This is a genomic window from Pseudomonas helleri, from assembly GCF_001043025.1.
Taxonomy (GTDB): Bacteria; Pseudomonadota; Gammaproteobacteria; order Pseudomonadales; family Pseudomonadaceae; genus Aquipseudomonas; species Aquipseudomonas helleri.
In genome coordinates, this window is sequence record NZ_JYLD01000020.1 from 1 (window position 1) to 23110 (window position 23110).

Annotated in this window: 13 protein-coding genes; 7 read left to right on the forward strand and 6 right to left on the reverse strand. The window is 56.6% G+C overall.

Annotated elements, in window-relative coordinates; translation table 11 throughout:
* The 3 genes from TU84_RS26155 to TU84_RS23175 form a co-directional block, all read left to right on the forward strand.
* On the forward strand, positions 1–109 hold a 109-nt coding region (locus TU84_RS26155), incomplete at its 5' end, for an IS3 family transposase (protein ID WP_138762977.1).
* A 54-nt stretch (positions 110–163) separates the two neighbouring features.
* Positions 164–1555, forward strand: a complete 1392-nt coding sequence (locus TU84_RS23170; RefSeq protein WP_053225297.1) for a Tc toxin subunit A-related protein — start codon at positions 164–166, stop codon at positions 1553–1555.
* On the forward strand, positions 1552–5916 hold the full coding sequence (locus TU84_RS23175) for a SpvB/TcaC N-terminal domain-containing protein (RefSeq protein ID WP_048373345.1): 4365 nt from the start codon (positions 1552–1554) through the stop codon (positions 5914–5916). The genes TU84_RS23170 and TU84_RS23175 overlap by 4 nt, the downstream gene beginning before the upstream one ends.
* A gap of 65 nt (positions 5917–5981) precedes the next feature.
* Here TU84_RS23175 and TU84_RS23180 read toward each other — a convergent pair whose 3' ends face one another.
* Positions 5982–8858 carry an RHS repeat-associated core domain-containing protein gene (locus TU84_RS23180; RefSeq protein ID WP_241486429.1) on the reverse strand — a complete coding sequence of 959 codons (2877 nt, stop codon included), beginning with the start codon at positions 8856–8858 and terminating at the stop codon, positions 5982–5984.
* A 401-nt stretch (positions 8859–9259) separates the two neighbouring features.
* Here TU84_RS23180 and mexE point away from each other — a divergent pair, with 401 nt between their 5' ends.
* From mexE to TU84_RS23200, 4 genes are all read left to right on the forward strand, one after another.
* Positions 9260–10504: a multidrug efflux RND transporter periplasmic adaptor subunit MexE gene (gene mexE, locus TU84_RS23185; RefSeq protein WP_048373348.1), complete on the forward strand. Its 1245-nt coding sequence runs from the start codon at positions 9260–9262 to the stop codon at positions 10502–10504.
* A gap of 15 nt (positions 10505–10519) precedes the next feature.
* Positions 10520–13699 carry an efflux RND transporter permease subunit gene (locus TU84_RS23190; protein WP_048373350.1) on the forward strand — a complete coding sequence of 1060 codons (3180 nt, stop codon included), beginning with the start codon at positions 10520–10522 and terminating at the stop codon, positions 13697–13699.
* Entirely contained in the window at positions 13696–15105 is a 1410-nt protein-coding gene (locus TU84_RS23195) for an efflux transporter outer membrane subunit (RefSeq protein WP_048373352.1), read from the forward strand. The genes TU84_RS23190 and TU84_RS23195 overlap by 4 nt, the downstream gene beginning before the upstream one ends.
* A 297-nt stretch (positions 15106–15402) precedes the next feature.
* Positions 15403–16461, forward strand: a complete 1059-nt coding sequence (locus TU84_RS23200; protein WP_048373354.1) for a tetratricopeptide repeat protein — start codon at positions 15403–15405, stop codon at positions 16459–16461.
* Between the two features lie 26 nt (positions 16462–16487).
* On the opposite strand, the gene TU84_RS23205 is transcribed toward TU84_RS23200, so the two are convergent.
* From TU84_RS23205 to TU84_RS23225, 5 genes are all read right to left on the reverse strand, one after another.
* Complete coding sequence (locus TU84_RS23205) at positions 16488–16865, reverse strand: response regulator (protein ID WP_048373356.1); 378 nt, start codon at positions 16863–16865, stop codon at positions 16488–16490.
* A gap of 65 nt (positions 16866–16930) precedes the next feature.
* Positions 16931–18127 carry a hybrid sensor histidine kinase/response regulator gene (locus tag TU84_RS23210; RefSeq protein WP_048373357.1) on the reverse strand — a complete coding sequence of 399 codons (1197 nt, stop codon included), beginning with the start codon at positions 18125–18127 and terminating at the stop codon, positions 16931–16933.
* Entirely contained in the window at positions 18118–18726 is a 609-nt protein-coding gene (locus TU84_RS23215) for a chemotaxis protein CheB (protein ID WP_048373359.1), read from the reverse strand. Before TU84_RS23215 ends, TU84_RS23210 begins: the two co-directional genes overlap by 10 nt.
* On the reverse strand, positions 18723–19538 hold the full coding sequence (locus TU84_RS23220) for a CheR family methyltransferase (protein ID WP_048373361.1): 816 nt from the start codon (positions 19536–19538) through the stop codon (positions 18723–18725). The genes TU84_RS23215 and TU84_RS23220 overlap by 4 nt, the downstream gene beginning before the upstream one ends.
* The gene (locus TU84_RS23225; protein ID WP_048373363.1) at positions 19539–23015 is read right to left on the reverse strand and encodes a response regulator; all 3477 of its coding nucleotides are present in this window, start codon (positions 23013–23015) and stop codon (positions 19539–19541) included.
* Between the last annotated feature and the right edge of the window lie 95 nt (positions 23016–23110).

Sequence of the window (23110 nt, forward strand, 5' to 3'; positions counted from 1 at the left end):
CGATTACATCGAGATGTTTTACAACCCAAAACGACGCCACAGTTTCAACAATCAGCTGTCACCGGTAGAGTTTGAAAAGCGTTACGCAGCGAGCCTGGAGAGTGTCTAGGAAACCCGGGGCGATTCACTGGCTGTTGATAACCTTATTCAATTTGGTAACACCTTGCTGTCGCTGCTTGAGCGTAAAGAGCAGACAGAACAGATAGCGCTGCAATATGCACACGCATGGGACCTGAGCTCCGTAGCGGTTGAACAGCAGACTCAAATGTTGCTCGTTGATGAAAGAAGTCTGTCGGCCTTGCGCTCCGGGCGCAAGGTTGTCGAAGCTCGCGCCCAGTACTTTGAAAAACAATTGCGGGAAGGTATCAGCCCTGGAGAATACCGCGCCGGTCAAGAGTACCGGGACAGTGCAACACTGGAATTAGTCGCCTACGGCGCTCAGGCGCTTGGCGGTTTGATCATGATGGCACCAAACATTTTTGGGTTGGCTAATGGCGGCGCGAGACTGGAAGGCATTATGCATGCAACACAGGCAACGGCTCAGGGTTTAGCCCATACAAAACGCTCTAGCGCATTTCAGCTTGAACGGACTGAACAATTTAACCGCCGCAACCAGGAGTGGAGTTACGCACTGGAGCAAGCCCAGCTTGAGCTCAGTCAAATTGATGCTCAGCTTGAAACGCATACTGAACAAACCAGAGTCTCGCGCCTGCAACTCAGACATACGGAGACGGCGCTGGCGCAAGCTAAAACGACGTATGAAACGCTGAGCAAACACTTCTGCAACGTTCAGCTCTATAAGTGGCTCAACGGCCAACTGTCGACATTCTACTATCACGCTTATGACATGGCCCATTCACTGTGTATGGTCGCTCAAGCCTGCTGGCAATATGAACAGGCAAACTGGAACCGGACTTTTATTCATAACACCCTGTGGAACAATCAATATCGAGGTCTGACGGCGGGCGAGTCACTTAAGCTCAATCTGCTGCAAATGAGCACTGCCTACCTGCAGCACAACCAGCGGGCGCTGGAAATCAGTAAAACCATTTCACTGCGCCAACTGCACCGCAAAGACAGCGGTGCGACGCTGAATCAAGAGTGGAGCGCACTTAAGACTGATCTGCTGGTCAACGGCACCGTAGACTTTGAACTCACTCAAGCACTGTTTGATGCTGACTATCCAGGGCACTATCTGCGCCGAATCAAAAGCATCAGTGTGTCGCTTCCGGCAACACTGGGGCCTTATGAGAACATCAGGGCCACCCTGACCCAGACTTACAACAAGATCCAGTTTTCCGAAGCGCCAGACAGCATCAAGGAAAACCTGCACGTGCACGAAGAAATAGCCCTTTCGACCGGCCTGAATGACAGTGGTCTGTTTACTCTCAATTTCGATCATGACGAGCGTTACCTGCCCTTTGAATACACTGGCGCGGTGTCTCGCTGGCAACTGGCATTTCCCAACCCTAAAGATCAGGCCACCCTGCTGGACTCGTTGACCGACATTATTGTGCACGTGCGCTACACCGCCATAACTGGAGGTAGAGCATGACCGGCCAAACAGATACTTACGAGGTGCTCACCCCGGCTCTGCCCAAGGGCGGAGGGGCCATCCAGAGCATCGGTACCGGTTGGGGCGCTGTTGGCATGACCGGGCAGGCATCGTTTGACATACCGCTGCCGCTGTCACCCGGTCGCGCTTTCGCCCCATCACTGAGCCTCAGTTACCGTAGCACGCTAGGCAATGGCCCTTTCGGTATGGGCTGGGGTTTATCGGTCGGGGCCATTGTTCGTAATACCCTCAAGGGCGTACCGTCCTACACCGAGCAGGATGGTTTTGTCAGCGCTGGGGGTGAGGAAATGTTCGCTCAGCGAACCGCACAAGGGGCGCTCATCTCCAGCACCGTCAGTGAGTACAACGGTGTAGAACTCAGCGCGCCACACACTGTGGTGCGTTATTTTCCGCGTATCGAAAGCACTTTTGACCGCATCGAGCATTGGTCAACCAGCGCAGACAAGCCGGGTTTTTGGTTGGTTCAGAGTGGCGATGGAAACATCCATTTTTTTGGCAAAACCCAAGCGGCGCGCTGTGCAGATCCCGATGCGCCTGAGCATGTCGCGCAATGGCTGCTTGAAGAAAGTTTGAGCCCCCACGGCGAACATATTTACTACGACTACAAAAGCGAGCCGGCCGCCCAAGACACCAGCCACCCCCATGACTATCGGGCGCAGCGTTATCTGGTACGTGTTTGCTATGCCAATCTCAAGGCACTGAAGAATCTCGTGTTGTGGAATAGCCATGCTCCGACCGACATACAGTGGCACTTTCAGCTGGTACTGGACTATGGAGAACGAGCAATCGGGCTGACCGAAAAACCCCCTTACACTGAACAAAAACCCTGGTTGCAGCGTCAGGATCCGTTCTTCAATTACACCTACGGTTTTGAGCTCGGCACACAAAGGTTGTGTCAGCAAATCCTGATGTTCCATTACTTTCCCGACGAGCCGCAGATGGGTACGGCTCCAGTGCTGGTCCGGCGCCTGGTGTTGCAATACCAGCTCACTGAAACGGGCTGCAACTTGCTGCATTGGGTGCAAAACCAGGCCTATGACGCATCAGACAGCACGGGTGAATGGCCACCGCTGAGGTTGAGGTACAGCACCTTTGTGTTGAAAACCGAACCTGAAAACTACCGGCCTTTCGACGCTTTGCAGGTACCCCTAAGTCAGACAGGCTACCAGCTAGTGGATTTATACAACGATGGCTTGCCGGGGGTGCTCAGCCGCTCCGACCATAACTGGACCTACCAGGAACCGCTTAGAGCATCGCCGTCAGAGGGCAAGGACGCGGTATTCTATGGCCCGGCGCAAGTTTTGCCTCGTGTGCCTGTTGCGGACTCGAGCCAACCCACCCTGCAAGCACTGAGCGATCTGAACGGCGATGGTCAACTGGATTGGGTGCTCGCACAGCCCGGCATGAGCGGCTTTTTCACCCTTAATGGCGACAGAAGCTGGTCAGGTTTTACCCCGTTCGCAGCACTGCCCCAAGAGTTTTTTCACCCCGCGGGCCAACTGGCCGATTTGATGGGTAATGGTATCCAGGACCTTGCCCTGATCGGTAGCCAAAGTGTTCGCCTGTATATCAATCAGGGCACCACGGGGTTTACCGCACCCCAGCAGATAGACCATGAGCCCGATACCGACGCACTGCCCCAACCCGGTAACTCAGCCAGCGAATTGGTCGCATTCAGTGATGTGCTGGGCAGTGGTCAGCAGCATCTGATCCGTATTCGCCATGACCAGATCACCTGCTGGCCAAACCTGGGACGTGGGCGCTTCGGTAAAAGTTTTGTGTTCGCCAACCTGCCTTTCAGTTACGCGGCGTTCGATCCTTCGCGGGTTCTGCTGGCTGACCTGGATGGTTCCGGGGCGGTCGATCTGTTGTATCTGGAGGCAGATCACGTGCAGATTTTCATGAACCGTTTTGGTAATGGCCTGCAATCGTCACCCACCCTTTTAAAATGGCCTGAAGGCGTGCGTCATGACCGCTTCTGCCAAGTCAGTACTGCCGATTTGAAGGGCATTGGTTGCTCCAGCCTGGTGTTGACGACGACGCATCCCACCCCCCGTCATTGGCGCTATGACTTTGTCAGTCGTAAGCCCTACCTGCTGACCGGCGCCACCAACAATATGGGTGCGACGGCAACCCTGAACTATCGCAGTAGCGCTCAGGAATGGCTGGATGAAAAACAAGAACGTCAGGCAGCCAACAAACCCCTGGTCAGCGGTTTGCCATTCCCGTTACATCTGGTCAGCCAGCAGCAGCAACAAGACGTGATCAGCGGCAACCGGATGATCCAGCAGTTCCAGTACCGGGAAGGGTTTTATGACAGTCGGGAACGCTCGTTCCAGGGATACGGTTTATTGCTCGAAACTGACACGCCCACCCTGCTCGGTGAGCCTTCAGGTACCGAACACAGCGATGCACTACTAAAAAAGTCGTGGTTTCACACCGGCAAACACATCGACATGCCACTCACTGGTTACTACGACAAGGACAAAAATGCCAAGAGCCCAGGTTTAACGTTGCTCAGCCGTCTGGACACCGACAGCCTTCAAGACACACTGGTCACCACTCGCTCGGATTCGATGGTCCGGGAGATGAAAAAGGCCCTCAGCGGCTCGGCGCTGCGCGAGGAGATCTACGCCGCCAATGATCCAGCGGAATCCGCTGTGCCCTACTTTGTTAATCAGCAACGCTACATGGTCCGCATGCTGGAGCCCTCAGGGTGCATGTTGCTGGCGATTGAGTCGACTGCCTGGCGCTATGAGCGCGAGCCGCTTGACCCGGCCTGCAGTCATACCCTTAACCTGCGTGTAGACGCGTACGGTAGCCTGGAACACGGTGTGGCAATCAATTACGCGCGGCGTAAACTCCCGACCGACACGCCGCCGTTCACCGACACACATCAGCAAACATGGTGGCGCGATACCCACGACTCAGCGCAACAGGCCTACTACCTGACAGAAGCCCGCGCCCAGGCCATTCACTTGGTCGAGCCTCAATGCTGGCGTCTGGGCTTGCCCTATCGTCAGCGCAGCAATGCATTAGTGTTGCCTAAAGGCAAAGGCGCAAACACCCTGGACGACGGACGCATCAGCTACGAGCACTTCATCTCGGACAACGCTGACAGCCCTCTAGGCGTCAATGCCGTGCGCGTGCTGGCGGGGATGTCCGAGCACTATTACTGCCTTGCTCAAAGTTCTACCCCCCTGCCTGCAGGCCAGGCCTCTATTCAAGCGCTGGGGCATCACAGCGAACACGCGGAGCTGGATGAACAGGCATTGGCCGTGTATGACGACGTACCACGCATGCCCGGAGCCGAACCTTTCGACCTGAAAAAGGCGCTGACCGAGGCCCACTACACCCCGATGACTCTGTTTCTGCCAGATCCAGAGCCAGACCTGTCTGAAAAACCCGCCAAAACCACGTTATGGGCAATCAAACAAGGCTTTGCGATTTATAGTGGTCTTGCCGATTTTTACCGGGCCAATCGTTTTCGCGCCACAGAAGATCATGGGGTCACTGTGGTTGAACATGATCGCTACCACTGCCTGGTCACCTCTGTTAAAACCCCGGATGGCTGCACAACCCAGGCTAAACATGACTATCGCTGCCTGCTACCAATAAAGATCACCGACCCTCAAAACAACGTGCAAGAGGCCAGCTATAACGCATTTGGTCAGTTGCTGGTCACCAGCTTCTACGGCGAAGAAGACGGCAAGCCCGTGGGGTTTGACCCCTTGGATAAATATGCCCGCCCCAAAGATGACAGCCCAAAAGCCGCCATTGCCGATCCAGGCAGCGCTTTGCAGAAAGCTGCCAGTGCCTGTTTCTATCACCCCTTCAGTTGGATGAACAACCGTGAACCCGTGCATGTTGCGGTGCTGCAGGCCGACCGCTACCCCACCAGTGCGGACAGTGCTGATCTGATCATCCGTATCAGCCTGGCGTGCAGCGACGGATTCGGTCGGGTTCTGCAAAACAAACAACTGACCGTGCCTGGGCCTGCTTATCAAGTCGACAAGAACGGGGCTCTGACACTGGACAGCAGCGAAAAACCGGTAAGCAGTCACAGCGACAAGCGTTGGCGAATCAGCGGCCGGGTCGAATACAACAACAAAGGTCAGGCAATCCGTCAGTACCAACCGTACTTTGCTGATCAATACCGCTACCTGAATGACACGTCACTGCGCGCAAACGGCTACTGCGACCAACTCTTCTACGACCCATTAGGGCGCGTAATCAAGACTCTGCATGCCAACGGTGATTTCAGCCGCCAGACCTATTGCACCTGGTACACCATCAGCGAAGACGAAAACGATACGCACGAGCCAGATTCAAACAGTTAGGTGAGCTGCCGTCGTACTGGGTGAACCCCAGTGCGACGTGGCAGCGGATTATACCGCTCGGTTCATTAGCGCCGATGGGGATCGCGGACACCGACTGCCCGGTAATTACGGCCGCCTGTGTGCTCAAACATCAATCGTAAAGCGCCTCGCCTGGTTGATCCCGGATGACCATGTAAATCTACAGACCACAGTCCGTCATTATGACGATGCCAGTTAACCGCTGGAAAACGCCCCTCTTGCAAATGACCCAGGGCAATACCAATGCTTCTTCCTGCAGCGCCCCCCATTAAATGCGTTATCTGTGACTCGTCAATAATCAAGCGGGGCTCAGACGCTGCGGTCTCTTGCGAAGTGCTTTCACCGGAGGGTGCTGGCTGCTGTCTATTACCCAGTTTTTTTCTGGCCAGATGAGTAGCCGCTTGAGTTTCAAACTGGCTGACACTGCCCTGAGCGGATGAGGGACGAGATGCTGGTGGCGCTGAAGTGCTTGCACGCTCCGAATCTCGAAGCTGAATAGTCCTGAATCCCATTCGCCTTAATTCACTTGGCGCAGGATCGCGCGCTCTATCACGCGCCTGTAGATTTTGCCTCGCCAGCGCGGAGCCAATATACGCATAGATACCTTCGTTATCCGGAGGACTGTAAACGACAGCAAGCCCTTCCCCTTGGTAACCCACACGATGGGTATAGATGAAATTAACCAGCCTGTTTGTCTCTTCTCTGCTCAACCCCCTTCGTTGTGCAGACTCCAGGAGGGTATCAGCGACCAATTGGGCGTATCTCTCCTCGCCTGTAACCGTGGGTTGCGATTGCTCAACTGTGCCACCCGCGCGCCAACTCATTAAACCTAACGCAAAACCCACCACAGCACCGACCATCGCGCCCTCTCGTGGATAGCCTGATGCCCAGCCCAAGGCATACCCGGCAAGGGTCAACACGCCTGTAATTATTATTCTTCCTATAGCTTGACTGGACAAAAGCCCCATAGCGTCAGTGAGGGTGACGGGGTTATTACCAACTATTGCATACAGGTTAAGGCTGTCTACATCGCCTGCGGGGTCGGGACTGATCCAGCGCATCAGCCAAGGCGCGTAATACCGGTATCCGTAGTAGTAGAGCCCGGTTGCATCACGTTCTTTACCGGAGTAACGCACCGTCTTGAACCTGGCCTCGACCTGACTTTTCGCAGCCCACCAGGCTGTACCGCCAAACGGGTAATAGCCTTCTTGGCTCAGCAAGGCCGCCTGCTCGTCGAGTTCAAGGGTACTGCTGGCTGTCGCGTCCACAAGGCTGAAACGCAGTTGCTCGTCTGCAACCTCCGCAGGGCGGTGGTGTTCCCACACCAACGCCCTGACGCGTGTGAATCCGGCCTCAATCGACAGCACATTGAACGACTCGCCTGTGGCGTCATTACTGTGCAACTCAAGGCCTGGCAAATAGCGCACTTGCTCAACGTGCTGGCGGTTTTTAGCCAGGCTTGAGCGCCTCTTGAATACCCGCAGGCCTGCACCATCATAGCCATAGGTTTCGTCGTCACTGCTCCCCTGCTCACGAACCACTTGCGTGACCCGCTGCAGTTGGTTGCGCGCATTCCAGCTCATGGCCTGGCCGCGCATGAGCAATTGCTGGTTGCCGTTTTTATCAAACCCCTTGAGCGGATCAGCGTCCGAATCGAAATCATTGAGTACGCCGTGATTACTGTGCGCGGCGGTGTTGATGCGCTGGGTGTACCCCTGGCCGCTGGAGGGCACGTGCTGCATCTGCACAAGATTGCCGCCCTCGTTGTACTGATAGTGGCGGGTGTAGTTACGCATCAGGCTGCTATCGGTTGAACCAAACTGCGCCAGGGCCGGTAACGCCGGACCTATCGCATGATGCGCATTTTCGCGACCTGTCGCCTTGATCAACTGGTATAACGTGTCGTATTCAAAGCTGGCGGTGGCCTCGATTTTCGTATTGCTGGCCCACGTCGTGGGTTGCGCCGCATCACGGATACTGAGCACATTACCGACGCGGTCATAGGTGTAGGTCAGATCTTGCACAATGGCCTGAGTATTTCCCGTTTTGCGCGCTGTTAGCCTCAGCAAACGCCCATCGTGGGGCCTGTAGGTGGCTAGCGTCTGCACATTGTTGCCCGCACGCTCTGACTCAACCTGGCCCTGTGCGTTATAGGTGCGCAAGTCGAACAACCGCTTGCGCGTGCCGCTGCTGAACACCAATGAGGCCCCGGTAAGCTCGCCCTCAGGCCCGTATAACGATTGCTGGCGATTACCCTTGGCATCCGTTTGCTCCACAAGACCACCCAACGCATCGTAGCGCCACGCACTGGTATGACATTCAGTCTCCAGTTGCGCCTTGCGCACATCGAGCTGCGCAGACCAGTCAAGCGCTTCCTCTGCCCGTAAAAACAGGCGGCCTTGCTGGGCAATGGCTCCCGATAACGCGTATTGCTCGTACAACACGCTACCGGCAGGATCATCGTGACGAATCAGTCGGCCACACTGGTTGCGCGCTGCATGCCGGATGTTCATGGCGCCGTATTCCAACCGCTCGGTGCAACGCTCGCGCGTGTCATCGTCGGCCTGTTCATACACGGCAACCGGCCTGAGAACAGCGTCAAATTCATAACGCTGCAGTGAGCCACGTGCATCCCAGACCGATAACAACTGACCCGCAATACCGCTCAATGCAATACGCCACCCGGCATCGATACTGTGGCTGCGCAAGATGCGCCCGCTCAAACTGTGCCGAAGGCGCTGATTGGCTTGCACCGCAGGGTCTGTCTTATGCAGGCGGTGCAAACGCGCATCCCACTGCTGTTGCAACTGGCCGCCGGCGCTAAACGTTTGTCTATGCACGCGCGCTTGGGGCTCATCCTGGGCTTGGGCGCGATAATAAGCCACCGTGCGCAGGGTTAAACCTCTGGGATCAAAGGCTGTCAATGACGGTGTGTGCTGATGTAACGAAGACATAAGAAATGACCTGTTTTACACAATGATGCAAAAAGCGTAGTGATCAGGTCATGTGCCAAGGTGGTCGTACAGCCAGCTTTATGTGTCTAAATGATTACGGTCATATTGGCTACTGAGCCACGACCAAATGCACCGTGTTAAAGCCCTGCTGGCCTACAGCGAGCAATCCTCATTCCGCTAATGCAGCGGACTTTCACCCTGTTCCAATACGAATTTAATTGATAGCTCACTCATAAAACGCGCAGGCTAGAGGGCTTGGATAAGCTTTGTATCATTCTGAATGATATTAACCTTCGCTGGGTTCGATTCGTGCCCCGGCGCGCGCGACAGCATTATCCCGCCCATCTCAATAGATTGGCGGACTCCCCCTCATGGAACAGTCACTGAAACATTTGCGCTTCCCACTCGCGGCACTGGCGATCGTGGTGATGAGTGCATGCGGTAAAACTCCACAAGCGACTGCTCCTGCACCTGCTGCAAAAGTCAGTGTGGCCAAAGTGCTAGAGCAACCCGTGAACGAGTGGGACGAGTTCACCGGTCGCCTCGAAGCACCCGAAACCGTTGAAATCCGCCCGCGTGTGTCGGGCCAAATTGATCAGGTTGCCTTTACTGAAGGTGCCCTGGTCAAAAAAGGCGATCTGTTGTTCCAGATCGACCCGCGCCCGTTCCAGGCGGCTGTCCGTCAACTTGAAGCCGAACTCCAGCAAGCTCGCGCCAATGCCACCCGCAGTGAAAACGAAGCCCAGCGCGGCGAGCGTCTGCGTCAAAGCAACGCGATTTCCGCTGAACTGGCTGACTCGCGCAGCACCGCCTCCCAAGCCGCGCGCGCTGCCGTCGCCGCTATCCAGGCGCAACTGGATCTGGCCAAACTCAACCTGAGCTTTACCCGCGTCACCTCGCCGATCACTGGCCGTGTCAGCCGTGCCGACATCACCGCCGGCAACATCGTCACGGCGGATGTCACGCCGCTGACCAGTGTGGTGTCGACCGACAAGGTGTATGCCTACTTCGATGCTGACGAGCGTGTGTTCCTCAAGTACAACCAGTTGGCACGCGATGGCAAGCGTGGCCAGACCACGCCGGTTTATCTTGGGCTGTCCAACGAAGAGGGCAACCCGCACTTGGGTCAGATGAACTTCGTCGATAACCAGGTCAACCCTAAAACCGGCACCATTCGCGGTCGCGCGGTGTTCGACAACACTGATGGCAGCTTCACCCCGGGCCTGTATGCGCGCCTCAAACTGGTCGGTAGCGGCACCTACGAAGCCGTGCTGATCAATGACGAAGCAGTCGGCACCGACTTGGGCAAGAAGTTCGTATTGGTGATGGACGGTAATAACAACACCACCTACCGGGCCATTGACCTGGGGCCAAAAATAGAAGGCCTGCGCATTGTCCGCAGCGGTCTCAACAAAGACGACACCATCATCGTCAAGGGCCTGCAACGGGTGCGTCCTGGCTCGCCGGTGACCCCTGAAGTCATCCCGATGGCCAACGAACAAACCCTCGCCGCACTGGCGCAACAACGACACGCCCTGGAAGCCAGCAACCTGTTACCTGCAACGCCCGCTACCCCTGCGGCGAAGCTGGCCAGCGTTGCGACTCCTCGCGGTTAAGGGACGACAACTTCGATGAATTTTTCCCAGTTCTTCATTCAACGGCCGATTTTCGCTGCCGTACTTTCGCTGTTGATTTTGATTGCGGGCGGCATTTCGCTGTTCCAGTTACCGATCAGCGAATACCCGGAGGTCGTACCGCCAACGGTGGTGGTGCGCGCCAACTTCCCGGGTGCCAACCCTAAAGTGATCGGTGAAACCGTGGCGGCGCCACTGGAGCAGGCCATCACCGGTGTCGAACACATGTTGTACATGTCTTCGCAATCCACCGCTGACGGCAAACTCACGCTGACCATTACCTTCGCCCTGGGTACAGACCTGGACAACGCGCAGGTGCAGGTGCAAAACCGTGTAACCCGCACCGAGCCCAAGTTGCCCGAGGAAGTGACGCGTATCGGTATTACGGTAGACAAAGCATCGCCTGACCTGACCATGGTGGTGCACTTGACCTCACCGGATCAGCGCTACGACATGCTCTACCTGTCCAACTACGCGATCCTCAACATCAAGGATGAGCTGGCCCGTCTCGGCGGCGTGGGTGACGTGCAGTTGTTCGGCATGGGCGACTACTCGTTGCGTGTGTGGCTTGATCCGAACAAAACCGCTTCGCGCAATCTGACCGCCACTGACGTGGTCAACGCCATTCGCGAACAGAACCGCCAGGTAGCAGCCGGTGCACTGGGTGCGCCCCCTGCCCCCAACGCCACCAGCTTCCAGCTGTCGGTGAACACCCAAGGCCGTCTGGTGACCGAGGAAGAGTTTGAGAACATCATCATTCGCGCAGGCGATGACGGTGAAATCACTCGTTTGAAGGACATTGCCCGGGTTGAATTGGGCTCAAGCCAGTACGCCTTGCGCTCCTTGCTCAATAACCAGCCCGCAGTCGCGATCCCAATTTTCCAGCGTCCTGGCTCGAACGCCATCGATATCTCGAACGAAGTTCGCGCAAAGATGGACGAGCTGAAGAAGAGCTTCCCGCAGGGCATGGACTACAGCATCGTGTATGACCCGACGATCTTCGTTCGTGGTTCTATCGAGGCGGTGATTCACACCCTGTTCGAAGCACTGATTCTCGTGGTGCTGGTGGTGATCCTGTTCCTGCAGACCTGGCGCGCCTCGATCATTCCGTTGGCGGCTGTCCCGGTGTCGTTGATCGGTACCTTTGCGGTCATGCACATGTTCGGCTTCTCGCTGAATGCCCTGTCGCTGTTCGGTTTGGTACTGGCCATCGGTATCGTGGTCGACGATGCCATTGTTGTGGTGGAAAACGTCGAGCGAAACATCGAACTTGGGCTCGAACCGGTAGAAGCCACCAAGCGCGCCATGCGCGAAGTGACCGGTCCGATCATCGCCACAGCGCTGGTACTGTGCGCCGTGTTTATTCCGGCTGCGTTCATCTCCGGCCTGACCGGGCAGTTCTATAAACAGTTCGCGCTGACCATTGCGATCTCGACGGTCATCTCGGCCTTCAACTCACTGACCTTGTCGCCAGCACTGGCAGCAGTGTTGCTTAAAGGCCATCATGCGCCCAAAGACCGTTTCACACGGGTTCTGGACAAGCTATTCGGTGGCTGGTTGTTCCGCCCGTTCAACCGATTCTTTGAGCGTGCCAGCCACGGCTATGTCGGCACTGTCGCCCGGGTTATCCGCAGCAGCGGTATCGCCTTACTGGTGTACGCAGGCCTGATGGTGCTGACCTTCTTTGGTTTCGCCCACACCCCAACCGGTTTCGTGCCGGGGCAAGACAAGCAGTACCTGGTGGCCTTCGCTCAACTGCCGGATGCGGCGAGCCTTGACCGTACCGAAGATGTGATCAAGCGCATGTCCGACTTTGCCCTCAAGGAACCGGGCGTTGCCAACTCCATCGCCTTCCCGGGTCTGTCGATCAACGGCTTCACCAACAGCCCCAACAGCGGCATCGTGTTCGTGGCACTCAAGGACTTTGACCAGCGCAAAGACCCAAGCCAGTCAGCTGCGGCCATTGCGGCAACCCTGAATGCCAAGTTCGGTGGCATTGAAGAAGCCTACATTGCGATCTTCCCGCCGCCGCCTGTGCAAGGTTTGGGGACCATTGGCGGTTTCCGTTTGCAAGTCGAAGACCGTGGTGGTCTGGGCTATGAGGCGCTCTATAAAGAAGTACAGAACGTCATCGCCAAAAGCCACAACGTGCCAGAACTGGCCGGCCTGTTCACCAGCTACACCGTGAACGTGCCGCAAGTAGACGCCGCAATCGATCGTGATAAAGCCAAGACCCACGGCGTGGCTGTGAGCGACATCTTCGACACCCTGCAGGTGTATCTGGGTTCGTTGTATGCCAACGACTTCAACCGCTTCGGTCGTACCTATCAGGTCAACGTTCAGGCCGAGCAACAGTTCCGCCTCGAACCCGACCAGATCGGCCAGTTGAAAGTGCGTAACAACAAAGGCGAGATGATCCCGCTGGCGACCTTCATCAAGGTCAGCGACACCTCGGGGCCGGACCGCGTGATGCACTACAACGGCTTTATCACTGCCGAAATCAACGGTGCTGCGGCCCCAGGCTACAGCTCGGGTCAGGCTGAAGCAGCCATCGACAAACTGCTCAAGGAAGAACTTCCGAACGGCATGACGTACGAATGGACCGACTTGACCTATCAGCAGATCCTGTCTGGCAACACCGCGCTGTTCGTGTTCCCGCTCTGCGTATTGCTGGCCTTCCTGGTACTGGCGGCTCAATACGAAAGCTGGAGCCTGCCACTGGCGGTGATCCTGATCGTACCGATGACCTTGCTGTCGGCCATCACCGGGGTGATTGCCTCGGGGGGTGACAACAACATCTTTACCCAGATCGGCTTAATCGTACTGGTGGGACTGGCGTGTAAAAACGCGATTCTGATCGTCGAATTTGCCAAGGACAAACAAGCCGAAGGCCTCAGCCCGCTGGCTGCGGTGCTGGAAGCCTGCCGTCTGCGTCTGCGCCCGATCCTGATGACCTCCATCGCCTTCATCATGGGTGTGGTGCCGCTGGTGCTGTCCACTGGCGCGGGTGCTGAAATGCGCCATGCGATGGGTGTTGCAGTGTTCTCCGGGATGCTCGGGGTGACCTTCTTCGGCCTGCTGTTGACGCCTGTGTTCTATGTGTTGATCCGCAACTATGTTGAGCGCAGTGAAGCGCGCAAAGCGGCGCGGCACCTCAAGTTGGAGTCGCAACAATGAGCCTCAAAGTTTTCCTTCCCAGCCTTCTGGTGCTGGCCCTGAGTGCTTGCGCCGTTGGCCCGGACTACAAAACCCCGGCCACCGAGCCTGCACAGATCAGCGCTGATAACCTCAAGGGCTTTGACCGGGCACATTTTCAAGGGATCTGGTGGCAGCAGTTCGACGACCCGACCCTGAACAAGCTGGTCGCTCAGTCGCTGGCAGGCAACCGTGAGTTGCGCGTGGCCTTTGCCCGTCTGCGGGCAGCCCGCGCCATTCGTGATGACGTCAGCACAGAAACCATGCCGACCATCACCAGCCGTGCCAGCAGCGATGTAGGCAAGGGGCAAGTGCCGGGCACTACTGAAAAGCGCGTCAACAGTGAGCGCTACGATTTGGGCCTGGACATGGCCTGGGAAGTCGACCTGTTTGGCCGTATCCAGCGTGAGCTGGAGGCCAGCGATGCCGACGAACAGGCCGCAGCAGCAGACCTGTATCAGTTGCAAGTGACCATGATTGCCGAGTTGGTTGACGCTTACGGCGAACTGCGCGGCGCACAATTGCGTGAACATATCGCCCTGGAGAACCTGAAAAACCAGCAGGACTCCAAGGCCATCACTGTCAGCCTGCGTGATGCTGGCGTCGGCGATGAACTCGACGTGGTGCGCGCCGATGCCCGGCTTGCGGCGGTTGAGGCCAGCGTGCCGCAACTGCAGGCCGAGCAAGTGCGTGAGCGCAACCGTATCGCCACGCTGTTGGGTGAGCGCCCTGAAAACCTCAGCGTTGATCTGAGCCCGGCGCAACTGCCTGCCATCGCCAAGGCCTTGAACATCGGCAACCCCGGCGACTTGCTGCAACGTCGCCCGGACATTTTGAGCGCCGAACGCAAGCTGGCAGCTGCTACGGCCCGGATTGGCGTGGCCAAGGCGGATTTGTTCCCGCGTGTCAGCCTCAGCGGCTTCCTGGGCTTTACCGCCGGGCGTGGTTCGCAGATCGGTTCGGCGGCGGCCAATGCCTGGGCTTTGGGCCCGAGCATTACCTGGCCTGCGTTTAACCTGGGCAGCGTGCGGGCACGTTTGCGTGGTGCCAACGCAGAGGCCGATGGCGCGCTGGCCAACTACGAGCAGCAAGTGTTGCTGGCTCTGGAAGAGTCTGAAAACGCGTTCAGTGACTACGGCAAACGTCAGCAGCGCTTGGTCTCGTTGATTCGTCAAAGCGAAGCCAGCCGCACCGCCGCCGACCTGGCAGCGATTCGCTACCGCGAAGGCACGGTGGATTTTCTGGTCTTGCTGGACGCCCAGCGTGAGCGCCTGGCGGCTGAAGACAGCCAGGCCCAGGCAGAAGTTGATCAGTTTCGCGGTGTAGTGGCGATCTACAAAGCCCTGGGCGGTGGCTGGCAAGCCGAGACCGTCGCTAGCGTGCAGTGAAGTAAAAAGCTCCTTTGGTTGGCCGCAACCAACCAATTTTTAGCCCCGCGCTCTTTCGGTCGCGGGGCTTTTTTTTGTTTGTGCATGTGCGCCTGACCGTAGTCGCTGACAAGGAACGAAGGCTGCGATGGGTTACGCAGCGACCCTGCTGTTGAGTCTAAAGCGAAGCTCCTGCGGACCTTATCGCAGCCTGCGGCAGCGACTACAGTTTTCAGGTCAATTGCTCTTCTGGTTTGACTCAAGCCCTCTACTGTCCCAATCTTGCACTTCATACGCACGACTGTTACTGGATTTTGCATGTCTCAGCCTCGCCGTTACCTGGTTGTAAGCCTCCTGTCTGCTCTGATCGCAGTGGGCCTTTGGTATTGGATGCGCCCTGCTACGGGCACCGCGCCGTCAAACACGATCAATCACAGCTATTCGTCCGCCCTGGAACAAGCCCATAACGGGCAGCCGGGGGCAGCCAGGGTGCTGTATCAGCAACTGGCACGCACTGATCTTTCCGATATTCGCCGCGCCAGCCTGCATGCCGAGCTGCCTAACTATCCGAGCCCGCAAGCACTGAAGCTGGCCGATGCCGACTTGCAAAACCCGTCACCACTGGTGCGCAAGGCCGCGATACAAAGTATTTCGGGGCTGGTGCCCAATGCTCAGCGCACGTTGCTGCTTGGCCCGCTGCTGGATGACCCCGAGCAAAGCGTTCGCTTTGCCGCCGCCAGCGCCCTGCTGGGCTTGTCTCCTGATGAGCAAGGTCTGTATTTCGGCCCGCTGCAGCAAGTCATCGACGAGTACGAGCGTACGCTCAAGACGCAACCCGACGACCCGCAAGCCCAAGGTCAGCTCGCACGTTTGTATTTGCATGAAGGGCAACTGGACGAGGCGCAGGCAGCACTGGAAAAATTCCTGGCGCTGGACCCGGAGAATCTCAAGGCTGTGGTGGCGCAGATTGATCTGCTGGATAAACACGGCAAAACCGATCAAGCCCGTGAACTGCTGGCCAATCAGCTTAAAGCCCACCCCGACTCGGCGTATCTGCAACACGCACTGGGGATTTGGTTGCTTAATCACGGGCAAACCGAATACGCGTTGTTGGGGCTGGCCAAAGCCGTTGAGTTGGAGCCGGACAACAGCGAGTACCGCTATAAGCTCGCTATTGCCTTGCATGAGCTGGAGCAACTGGAACCGGCGCAGCGTCAGTTGGAAGAGTTGCTGCAACGCCAGCCCGCCAATCGCAAGGCGCGTCTGTTGTTGATTCGCTACTGGAAAGAGGCCGGTCAACTACAGAATGTACAGGTGCTGCTGGCGCAACTGGAGCAGCTAAATCCTGACGATCCAGCACTGCAACAAGGGTTGTAGGCGCGCTGCGCGCAAGCTGCAAGCAATTAGGCGAGCAGTTTCTGGATTTGTGCTTGCAAGGTGTCGAGGTCGAAGGGTTTGGCCAAAATCGGGGCAGTGAGGGTGATCGGGCTGCCGGTGTCACGGATTTCTGCCGGATAACCGCTGATAAAAATCACCTTCAGGTCCGGTCGCAGCTTCACTGCAGGCTCGGCAATCTGCACGCCTGATATCCCGCCCGGCAAACGGAAGTCCGTAACCATAAGGTCCAGGTGCGGTTTGGTGGCTAAAATCGCAAACGCCTGCTCGCCGTTTTCGGCCTGCAATACCCGGTAGCCTTCGCCTGACAGGTAAGCACTGAGGATCATCAGGATCGATGGATCGTCCTCGACAATCAAAACAACATCTTGCGCATCTTCACTCATGGGAAACCTTAATCCGAACTTTGCTGCCATTACGACCGCAGCCACGGCCATAGGTTGCGACCAATTTATGTCTTTTGTACCAGCGGCAGGCAGACTTTGAACAAAGCGCCCTCACCTAACTCACTGCGCACTTCTATTTTGCCACTGTGGGCCGCAACAATCTGTTCCGAAATAAATAAGCCCAACCCCAGGCCCGAAACAACATGGCTGCCAGCTACCCGTTCAAACTGCTGGAAAATGCGCTGCTGATTCTCCTGGCTAATGCCAATACCCTGATCACGTACTTGCACCACGGCATACCCCTCTTCGCGGTACACCGCCACATCAATTGGCTTCTGTGCACCATAACGCAGGGCGTTGGTGAGCAAGTTGGAAATCACCTGCTCGATTCTGAATTCATCCCACTGCCCCACCACCGGCTGCGCCGAACTGAAGCTGATGCTCGCTTGCGCTGCACTGATCTGGGGCGAAAACACCTCAAGCAAATTGGCAACCAACTGTGACAAATCGAATTCCGACGGCCTGATTGACAGCTTGCCTGTGCGAATCCGTGATACGTCCAGCATGTCTTCAATCAGCCGGATCAGGCTTTGGATCTGCCGCTCGTCGCGGTCAACCATGGCCGCCAGCTTGTCCTTAGTGAACGCTGCCGTGTTGTCCCGCGCCAGGTGCATCTTGCGCAGCTGGGTTTCGAGGATCAGCCCGTTCAGCGGCGTGCGGACCTCATGGGAGACAATCGACATAAAGTCGTCACGCATGCGCACCGCATGCTCCAGTTCAACCTGTGTCTGTTGCAATTGCGCGAGCAGCACTTCTTGCTCGCGGCGGCTTCGCTCCAGCGCTTCGACCTGTCGTTGCACCGCTTTGCTTTGCCGGTACAGGTCGACAAATACGTTGACCTTGCTTTTAACCGCGTGAATGTCCAAAGGCTTATGCAAGAAGTCGACCGCCCCGCTCTCATACCCCTTGAACGCGTAGTTCATCTCCCGACCGGCGGCACTGACGAACACAATCGGAATATTTTTGGTGCGATCGGTCCCGCGCATCATCTCGGCCAATTCAAAACCGTTCATGCCCGGCATCTGCACGTCCAGAATCGCCATTGCAAACTCATGTTGCAGCAACAACGAAAGCGCCTCGTCCGCAGACAAGGCTTTATAGACGATTCGGTCATCGCGTTGGATCAAGGCTTCAAGCGCCAACAGATTCTCTGGCAAATCGTCGACGATCAGCAGCTTGGCTTGAATATCACTTAGTGGCATTCGATTCGTTCCAGCTCAACAAGCAAACGGGCAATACCCTTCAAACTCAGGATGCGGTCCGGTTGGCAACGCTCCAGCGCCGCAAGCGGCATGGTGGGTACCCAGGCTTCTTCAGGGTCCTGGACGACCGTCAGGCCGCCCAGCTGTTTGACTGTGGCCAACCCCTGCGCACCATCCTGATTGGCGCCCGTGAGTAATATCGCAGCCAGGGTGTCTTGGTACACATCGGCTGCGGATTCAAAAAGGTAATCAATCGAGGGGCGTGAATAATGCACCCGCTCCTCTCGACTCAATGAAAAACTGTGATCGTGCTCCACCGACACGTGGTAACCCGGCGCCGCGAAATACAACGTGCCCGACGCAATCGGCTCTTTGTCCTCTACTTCCTTGACCGGTATCTCCAAACGTCGGTCAAACACAGCAGCCAACTGGCTGCGACGTTCGTCGGGCATGTGCAAGACGACGATGATCGGTAGCCTGAAACCGGGCTTCAAATCAGCAAAGATCGCCAGCAACGCCTCGACGCCCCCCGCAGAAGCCCCAACAACAATGGCCTGAACAGGGCGCAGTCCGGTGATTGCGATGTCTTGGACTGTCATAGCTTGCGATAGATCCGTTCTTGCTTGAGCAAAGGCGAAAATTGTTTGCTGTAATCGGAAAAATCCAGGGTTTCTTTGCTACCCAGCATCAAGAAGCCCCGATGACAGAGCGACTCAGCGAACAAACCAAAGGCTCTGTTTTGGAGATTTTTATTGAAGTAAATCAATACGTTACGACACGAAATTAAATTAGTTTCTGAAAATACACTGTCTGTCGCCAGACTGTGATCAGCAAAGGTCACGTTTTCACGCAGGCTCTTGTCAAAAATCGCGTAGTCATAAGCCGCCGTGTAGTAATCGGCAAATGAGCGCTGCCCCCCGGCCTTTTGGTAGTTGTGGGTGTAGGCACGAACGTTTTCCAGGGAAAAGATCCCTTGCTTGGCTTTTTCAAGCGAGCGCGGGTTGATGTCAGTGGCATAAATGATGGTGCGATCGAGCAGCCCTTCCTCACGCAGCAAGATCGCCATCGAGTACACCTCTTCGCCGGTACTGCACCCCGCGATCCAGATTTTCAGCGACGGATAGGTCTTGAGAATCGGCACCACCTCCTGGCGAATGGCCAGAAAGTGCTCAGGGTCACGAAACATCTCACTCACCGGAATCGTCAGCAGTTGCAGCAACTGCATGAACACGGCCGGGTCATGCAGCACCCGCTCCTGCAAGGCCGAGATGGTATTGCAGTCGAACTGGCGCACTGCATGCAGCACCCGGCGCTTGATCGATGCGCCGGAGTAGTCTCGAAAGTCATAGCTGTACTTGAGGTAGATCGCCTCAATCAGCAGCCGTATCTCGATGTCGGTGTTTCGTAGCACTTAGAGTCGTTCCATTTTCGGTAGCCATACCCGGATCAACGAAAACAGTCGATCCAGATCAATCGGTTTAGCCAGGTAATCGTTGGAACCCGCTTGCAGGCAGCGTTCCTGATCGTCCTTCATCGCCTTGGCCGTGACCGCAATGATCGGCAGCTTGCGCCAGCGCGGGTTCTTACGAATTTCAATGGTGGCCTCATAGCCATCCATCTCCGGCATCATCACGTCCATCAGCACCAAGTCGATGTCGTCGACCTCATTCAAACGCTCGATCGCCTCGCGGCCATTACGCCCGATGACGACGATTGCGCCCTTGTGCTCCAGCGCGCTGGTGAGGGCGAAAATGTTCCGCACGTCGTCATCAACCAGCAGAATCTTGCGCCCTTCGAACACTTTGTCGCGGCTGCGTGCCGTCTTGAGCATCGTTTGACGCTCATGGGACAACTGAGATTCAACTTTGTGCAGAAATAATGTCACTTCGTCCAGCAAACGCTCAGGCGAACGGGCGCCTTTGATGATGATCGAACGTGAGTATTTGCGCAGTTCGGCCTCTTCGTCGCGGGTCAGATTGCGCCCGGTGTAGACAATGACGGGCGGGAACGAGCAGATGTCTTCGGTAGACATACGCTTGAGCAGGTCGTTGCCCAGCATGTCCGGGAGCTTGAGGTCGATGATCATGCAGTCGTAGATGTTACTGCGCAGCAGATCAAGTGCCTCTTGAGCAAAACCCACGGCGGTGATTTCAATGTCATCGTCGCCGATCAGGCGGGAAATACTGTCGCGTTGCAGGTCATCGTCTTCGACCAGCAATATCCGTTTGACCTTCTGCGTGAGCTTGGCTTCAAGGCGGGCGAAGACATCTTTGAGTTCCTCGCGGGTGGTCGGTTTGACCGCGTAGCCCACGGCGCCCATGTGCATGGCGGCTTCAACCCGGTCTTCGACAGAGATCACGTGCACCGGGATATGCCGGGTGGCGGCCAGGGCTTTCAAGCGCTGCAGTACGGTCAACCCGGAGTGATCGGGCAAGCGCATGTCGAGCAGAATGGCGTCGGGAATAAACTGCGCCGCCAGGCTGAAGCCTTCGTCAGCACCGTGGGCGACCAGGCAGCGATAGCCCAGTTCGTGGGCCAGATCGTAGAGGATGTGCGCAAAATTAGGCTCATCTTCAATCACCAGAATGCAGCGCGTGCTGAACGGTGCTTGTTCGCGGTCGTCCATGAAGCGCGGGATATTCAGCGGCACATCCGGCGCCTGTACCGGCAACGCCTTGGCAGGCAATGTCTGTGGCACGCGCGGGGCATTGACGGGAGCCTCTACGGGCAGTTCGGCGTCTTCGACGAACTGTACGGGCATGATTAAGGTGAAGACGCTGCCCTGCCCCGGCTCGCTGCTGACACTGATAGAGCCGCCAAGCAAGGTCGCCAGATCCCGCGAGATCGACAAGCCAAGGCCGGTGCCACCATATCGGCGGTTGGTAGTGCCATCTGCCTGACGGAACGCTTCAAAAATGCTCTCTTGCTGCTCGGCCGCAATGCCGATGCCGGAGTCTTCAACGGCAAATGCAATGGCATTGCCCGAATGACGCGACACCGTCAGGCTGACCCGGCCTTTTTCGGTGAACTTGACCGCGTTGGACAGCAAGTTCTTGAGAATTTGCTCCAGGCGCTGGCTGTCGGTGTAGATTAACCCGGGGGTGCCAGGCTGCAAGTCGACGCACAACTCCAGCGACTTGTCACTGGCCAACGGCTGGAACACCCCGCGTATGCCATCGAGCATCCGCGCCACGCTGGTGTTTTCGGGGCGCACCTCAAGCTTGCCGGCCTCGACCTTGGATATATCCAGAATGTCATTGATCAGGTTGAGCAAATCGTTGCCTGCCGAGTAGATCGACTCGGCAAACTTGACTTGCTCACCCGTGAGGTTCTGCTGCGGGTTTTCGGACAACAGTTTGGCCAGAATCAGCGAGCTGTTAAGCGGTGTGCGCAGCTCGTGGGACATGTTGGCGAGGAATTCCGACTTGTACTTGCTCGAACGCATCAGCTCATCGGCACGCTCTTCGAGCTGCTCCTGAGCCTGGTTCAGCTCGGTATTCTTGCGGTCCATGGCATCACGCTGCTCTGCCAGGGCCTCGTTGGTCTGTTCGAGCTCTGCTTGCTGCGCCTCAAGGCTGGTCTGCGACTCTTTAAGAATGCGCGACTGCTCTTCCAGCTCTTCGTTGGCGGTCTTGAGTTCTTCTTGCTGCACTTGCAGTTCTTCATTGAGCTGCTGGGTCTCTGCCAGCACTTCTTGCAGGCGCTGACGGTAACGCGCGGCCTCAATCGAGGTGCCGATGTTGTCTGCGATCAAGTCGAACAGCTCAATGTCACGGTCTTCCAGCGGGCGAAGAAAGCCCAGCTCAATCACCCCGTTAACCCGGTCATCGTCGCTGGTCGGCACCACCAGCACACTGCGAGGCGCGCCCTCACCCAGCCCGGAGCTGACTTTGAAGCAGTAGTCCGACGGCACATCGTCCAGACGGATCAACTGATCCTGGAACGCGGCTTGCCCGACAATCCCTTCGTCATTGTGGATCACCTCGTTGCGCGCTTCTTGCTCACGAGAGAATCCATAGCTGGCGATGCGGCGCAAGCCACCGTGATCTTCACGCACATACACCGCGGCAACCACCGTGCCCAGGTACTGCGCGCAGAACTGCAGGATATTACGGCCCAGCATGTTCAGGGTGAGGCGTCCAAGCACTTGCTCGGCCAGTTCGGTCTGCCCATTACGCAGCCAGGCTTGACGCTCCAGACGCTCTGCGGCCTTAACCTGAAGCTCGAAGTTGTTTTGATAACTCTTTGAAAGATTGAGTAAATCTCTGCGGCCGACATACGCCAAAAAGCCGCTCAGGCCCAGCACGAAGAGCAAGTAAAGCCCGACGCAGACGAAGGTAGTCGTACTGGCTTCGTTATTGCGAGCCACCCGCAACTGTTGCTCCAGCTGGATGAAATCGTCATATTCCTGACGGATCTGGTCAGTCAGGCTTTTGCCCCTGCCAGACTGAACCGCCGCACGGTAATCGCCACTCTGACGGCGCAAATCGACCATGGACTGGGCATAAGCAGCCCATTCGTTCTGCAACGCCGCAATGCGCTTGAGACGATCAACTTGCTGGGGGTTATCACTGACCAGTTCTTGCAACCCTTGGATCTGCGCAAGTACTTGCGGTTTGGCCACCGCGTAAGGGTCAAGAAAATGCTCATCGCCGGTAATCAGAAACCCGCGCATGCCGGTTTCCAGATCAACTGTCAGTCTGATCGCTTCATTGGTGTTGCTGATGACACGGTCGCTATGTTCGACCCATTTAAGGACTGACAGCAAATAGCTGATCATCACCACGAACAGCACTGCACTCATCACACCGACTGCCAAAGGCAAACCAACGTTACGACTCAGCAGTTTGCGAAAACTTTGCTCGTCAATGGATGCAGGTGAGTTCATTTGTCTGGCCTGTGGACATAAAAATTAGTGAGAGTTTGAAGTAATACCGCGAAATAGTTCAGCTTTCTTGCACCTTAGTAGGATTTTTCTTACAA

Coding starts and splice junctions, on each gene's coding strand:
- TU84_RS23175 (WP_048373345.1), top strand. CDS start 1,552: ATGACCGGCCAAACAGATACTTACGAGGTGCTCACCCCGGCTCTGCCC.
- TU84_RS23190 (WP_048373350.1), top strand. CDS start 10,520: ATGAATTTTTCCCAGTTCTTCATTCAACGGCCGATTTTCGCTGCCGTA.
- TU84_RS23215 (WP_048373359.1), bottom strand. CDS start 18,726: ATGACAGTCCAAGACATCGCAATCACCGGACTGCGCCCTGTTCAGGCC.
- TU84_RS23200 (WP_048373354.1), top strand. CDS start 15,403: ATGTCTCAGCCTCGCCGTTACCTGGTTGTAAGCCTCCTGTCTGCTCTG.
- TU84_RS23205 (WP_048373356.1), bottom strand. CDS start 16,865: ATGAGTGAAGATGCGCAAGATGTTGTTTTGATTGTCGAGGACGATCCA.
- mexE (WP_048373348.1), top strand. CDS start 9,260: ATGGAACAGTCACTGAAACATTTGCGCTTCCCACTCGCGGCACTGGCG.
- TU84_RS23195 (WP_048373352.1), top strand. CDS start 13,696: ATGAGCCTCAAAGTTTTCCTTCCCAGCCTTCTGGTGCTGGCCCTGAGT.
- TU84_RS23225 (WP_048373363.1), bottom strand. CDS start 23,015: ATGAACTCACCTGCATCCATTGACGAGCAAAGTTTTCGCAAACTGCTG.
- TU84_RS23210 (WP_048373357.1), bottom strand. CDS start 18,127: ATGCCACTAAGTGATATTCAAGCCAAGCTGCTGATCGTCGACGATTTG.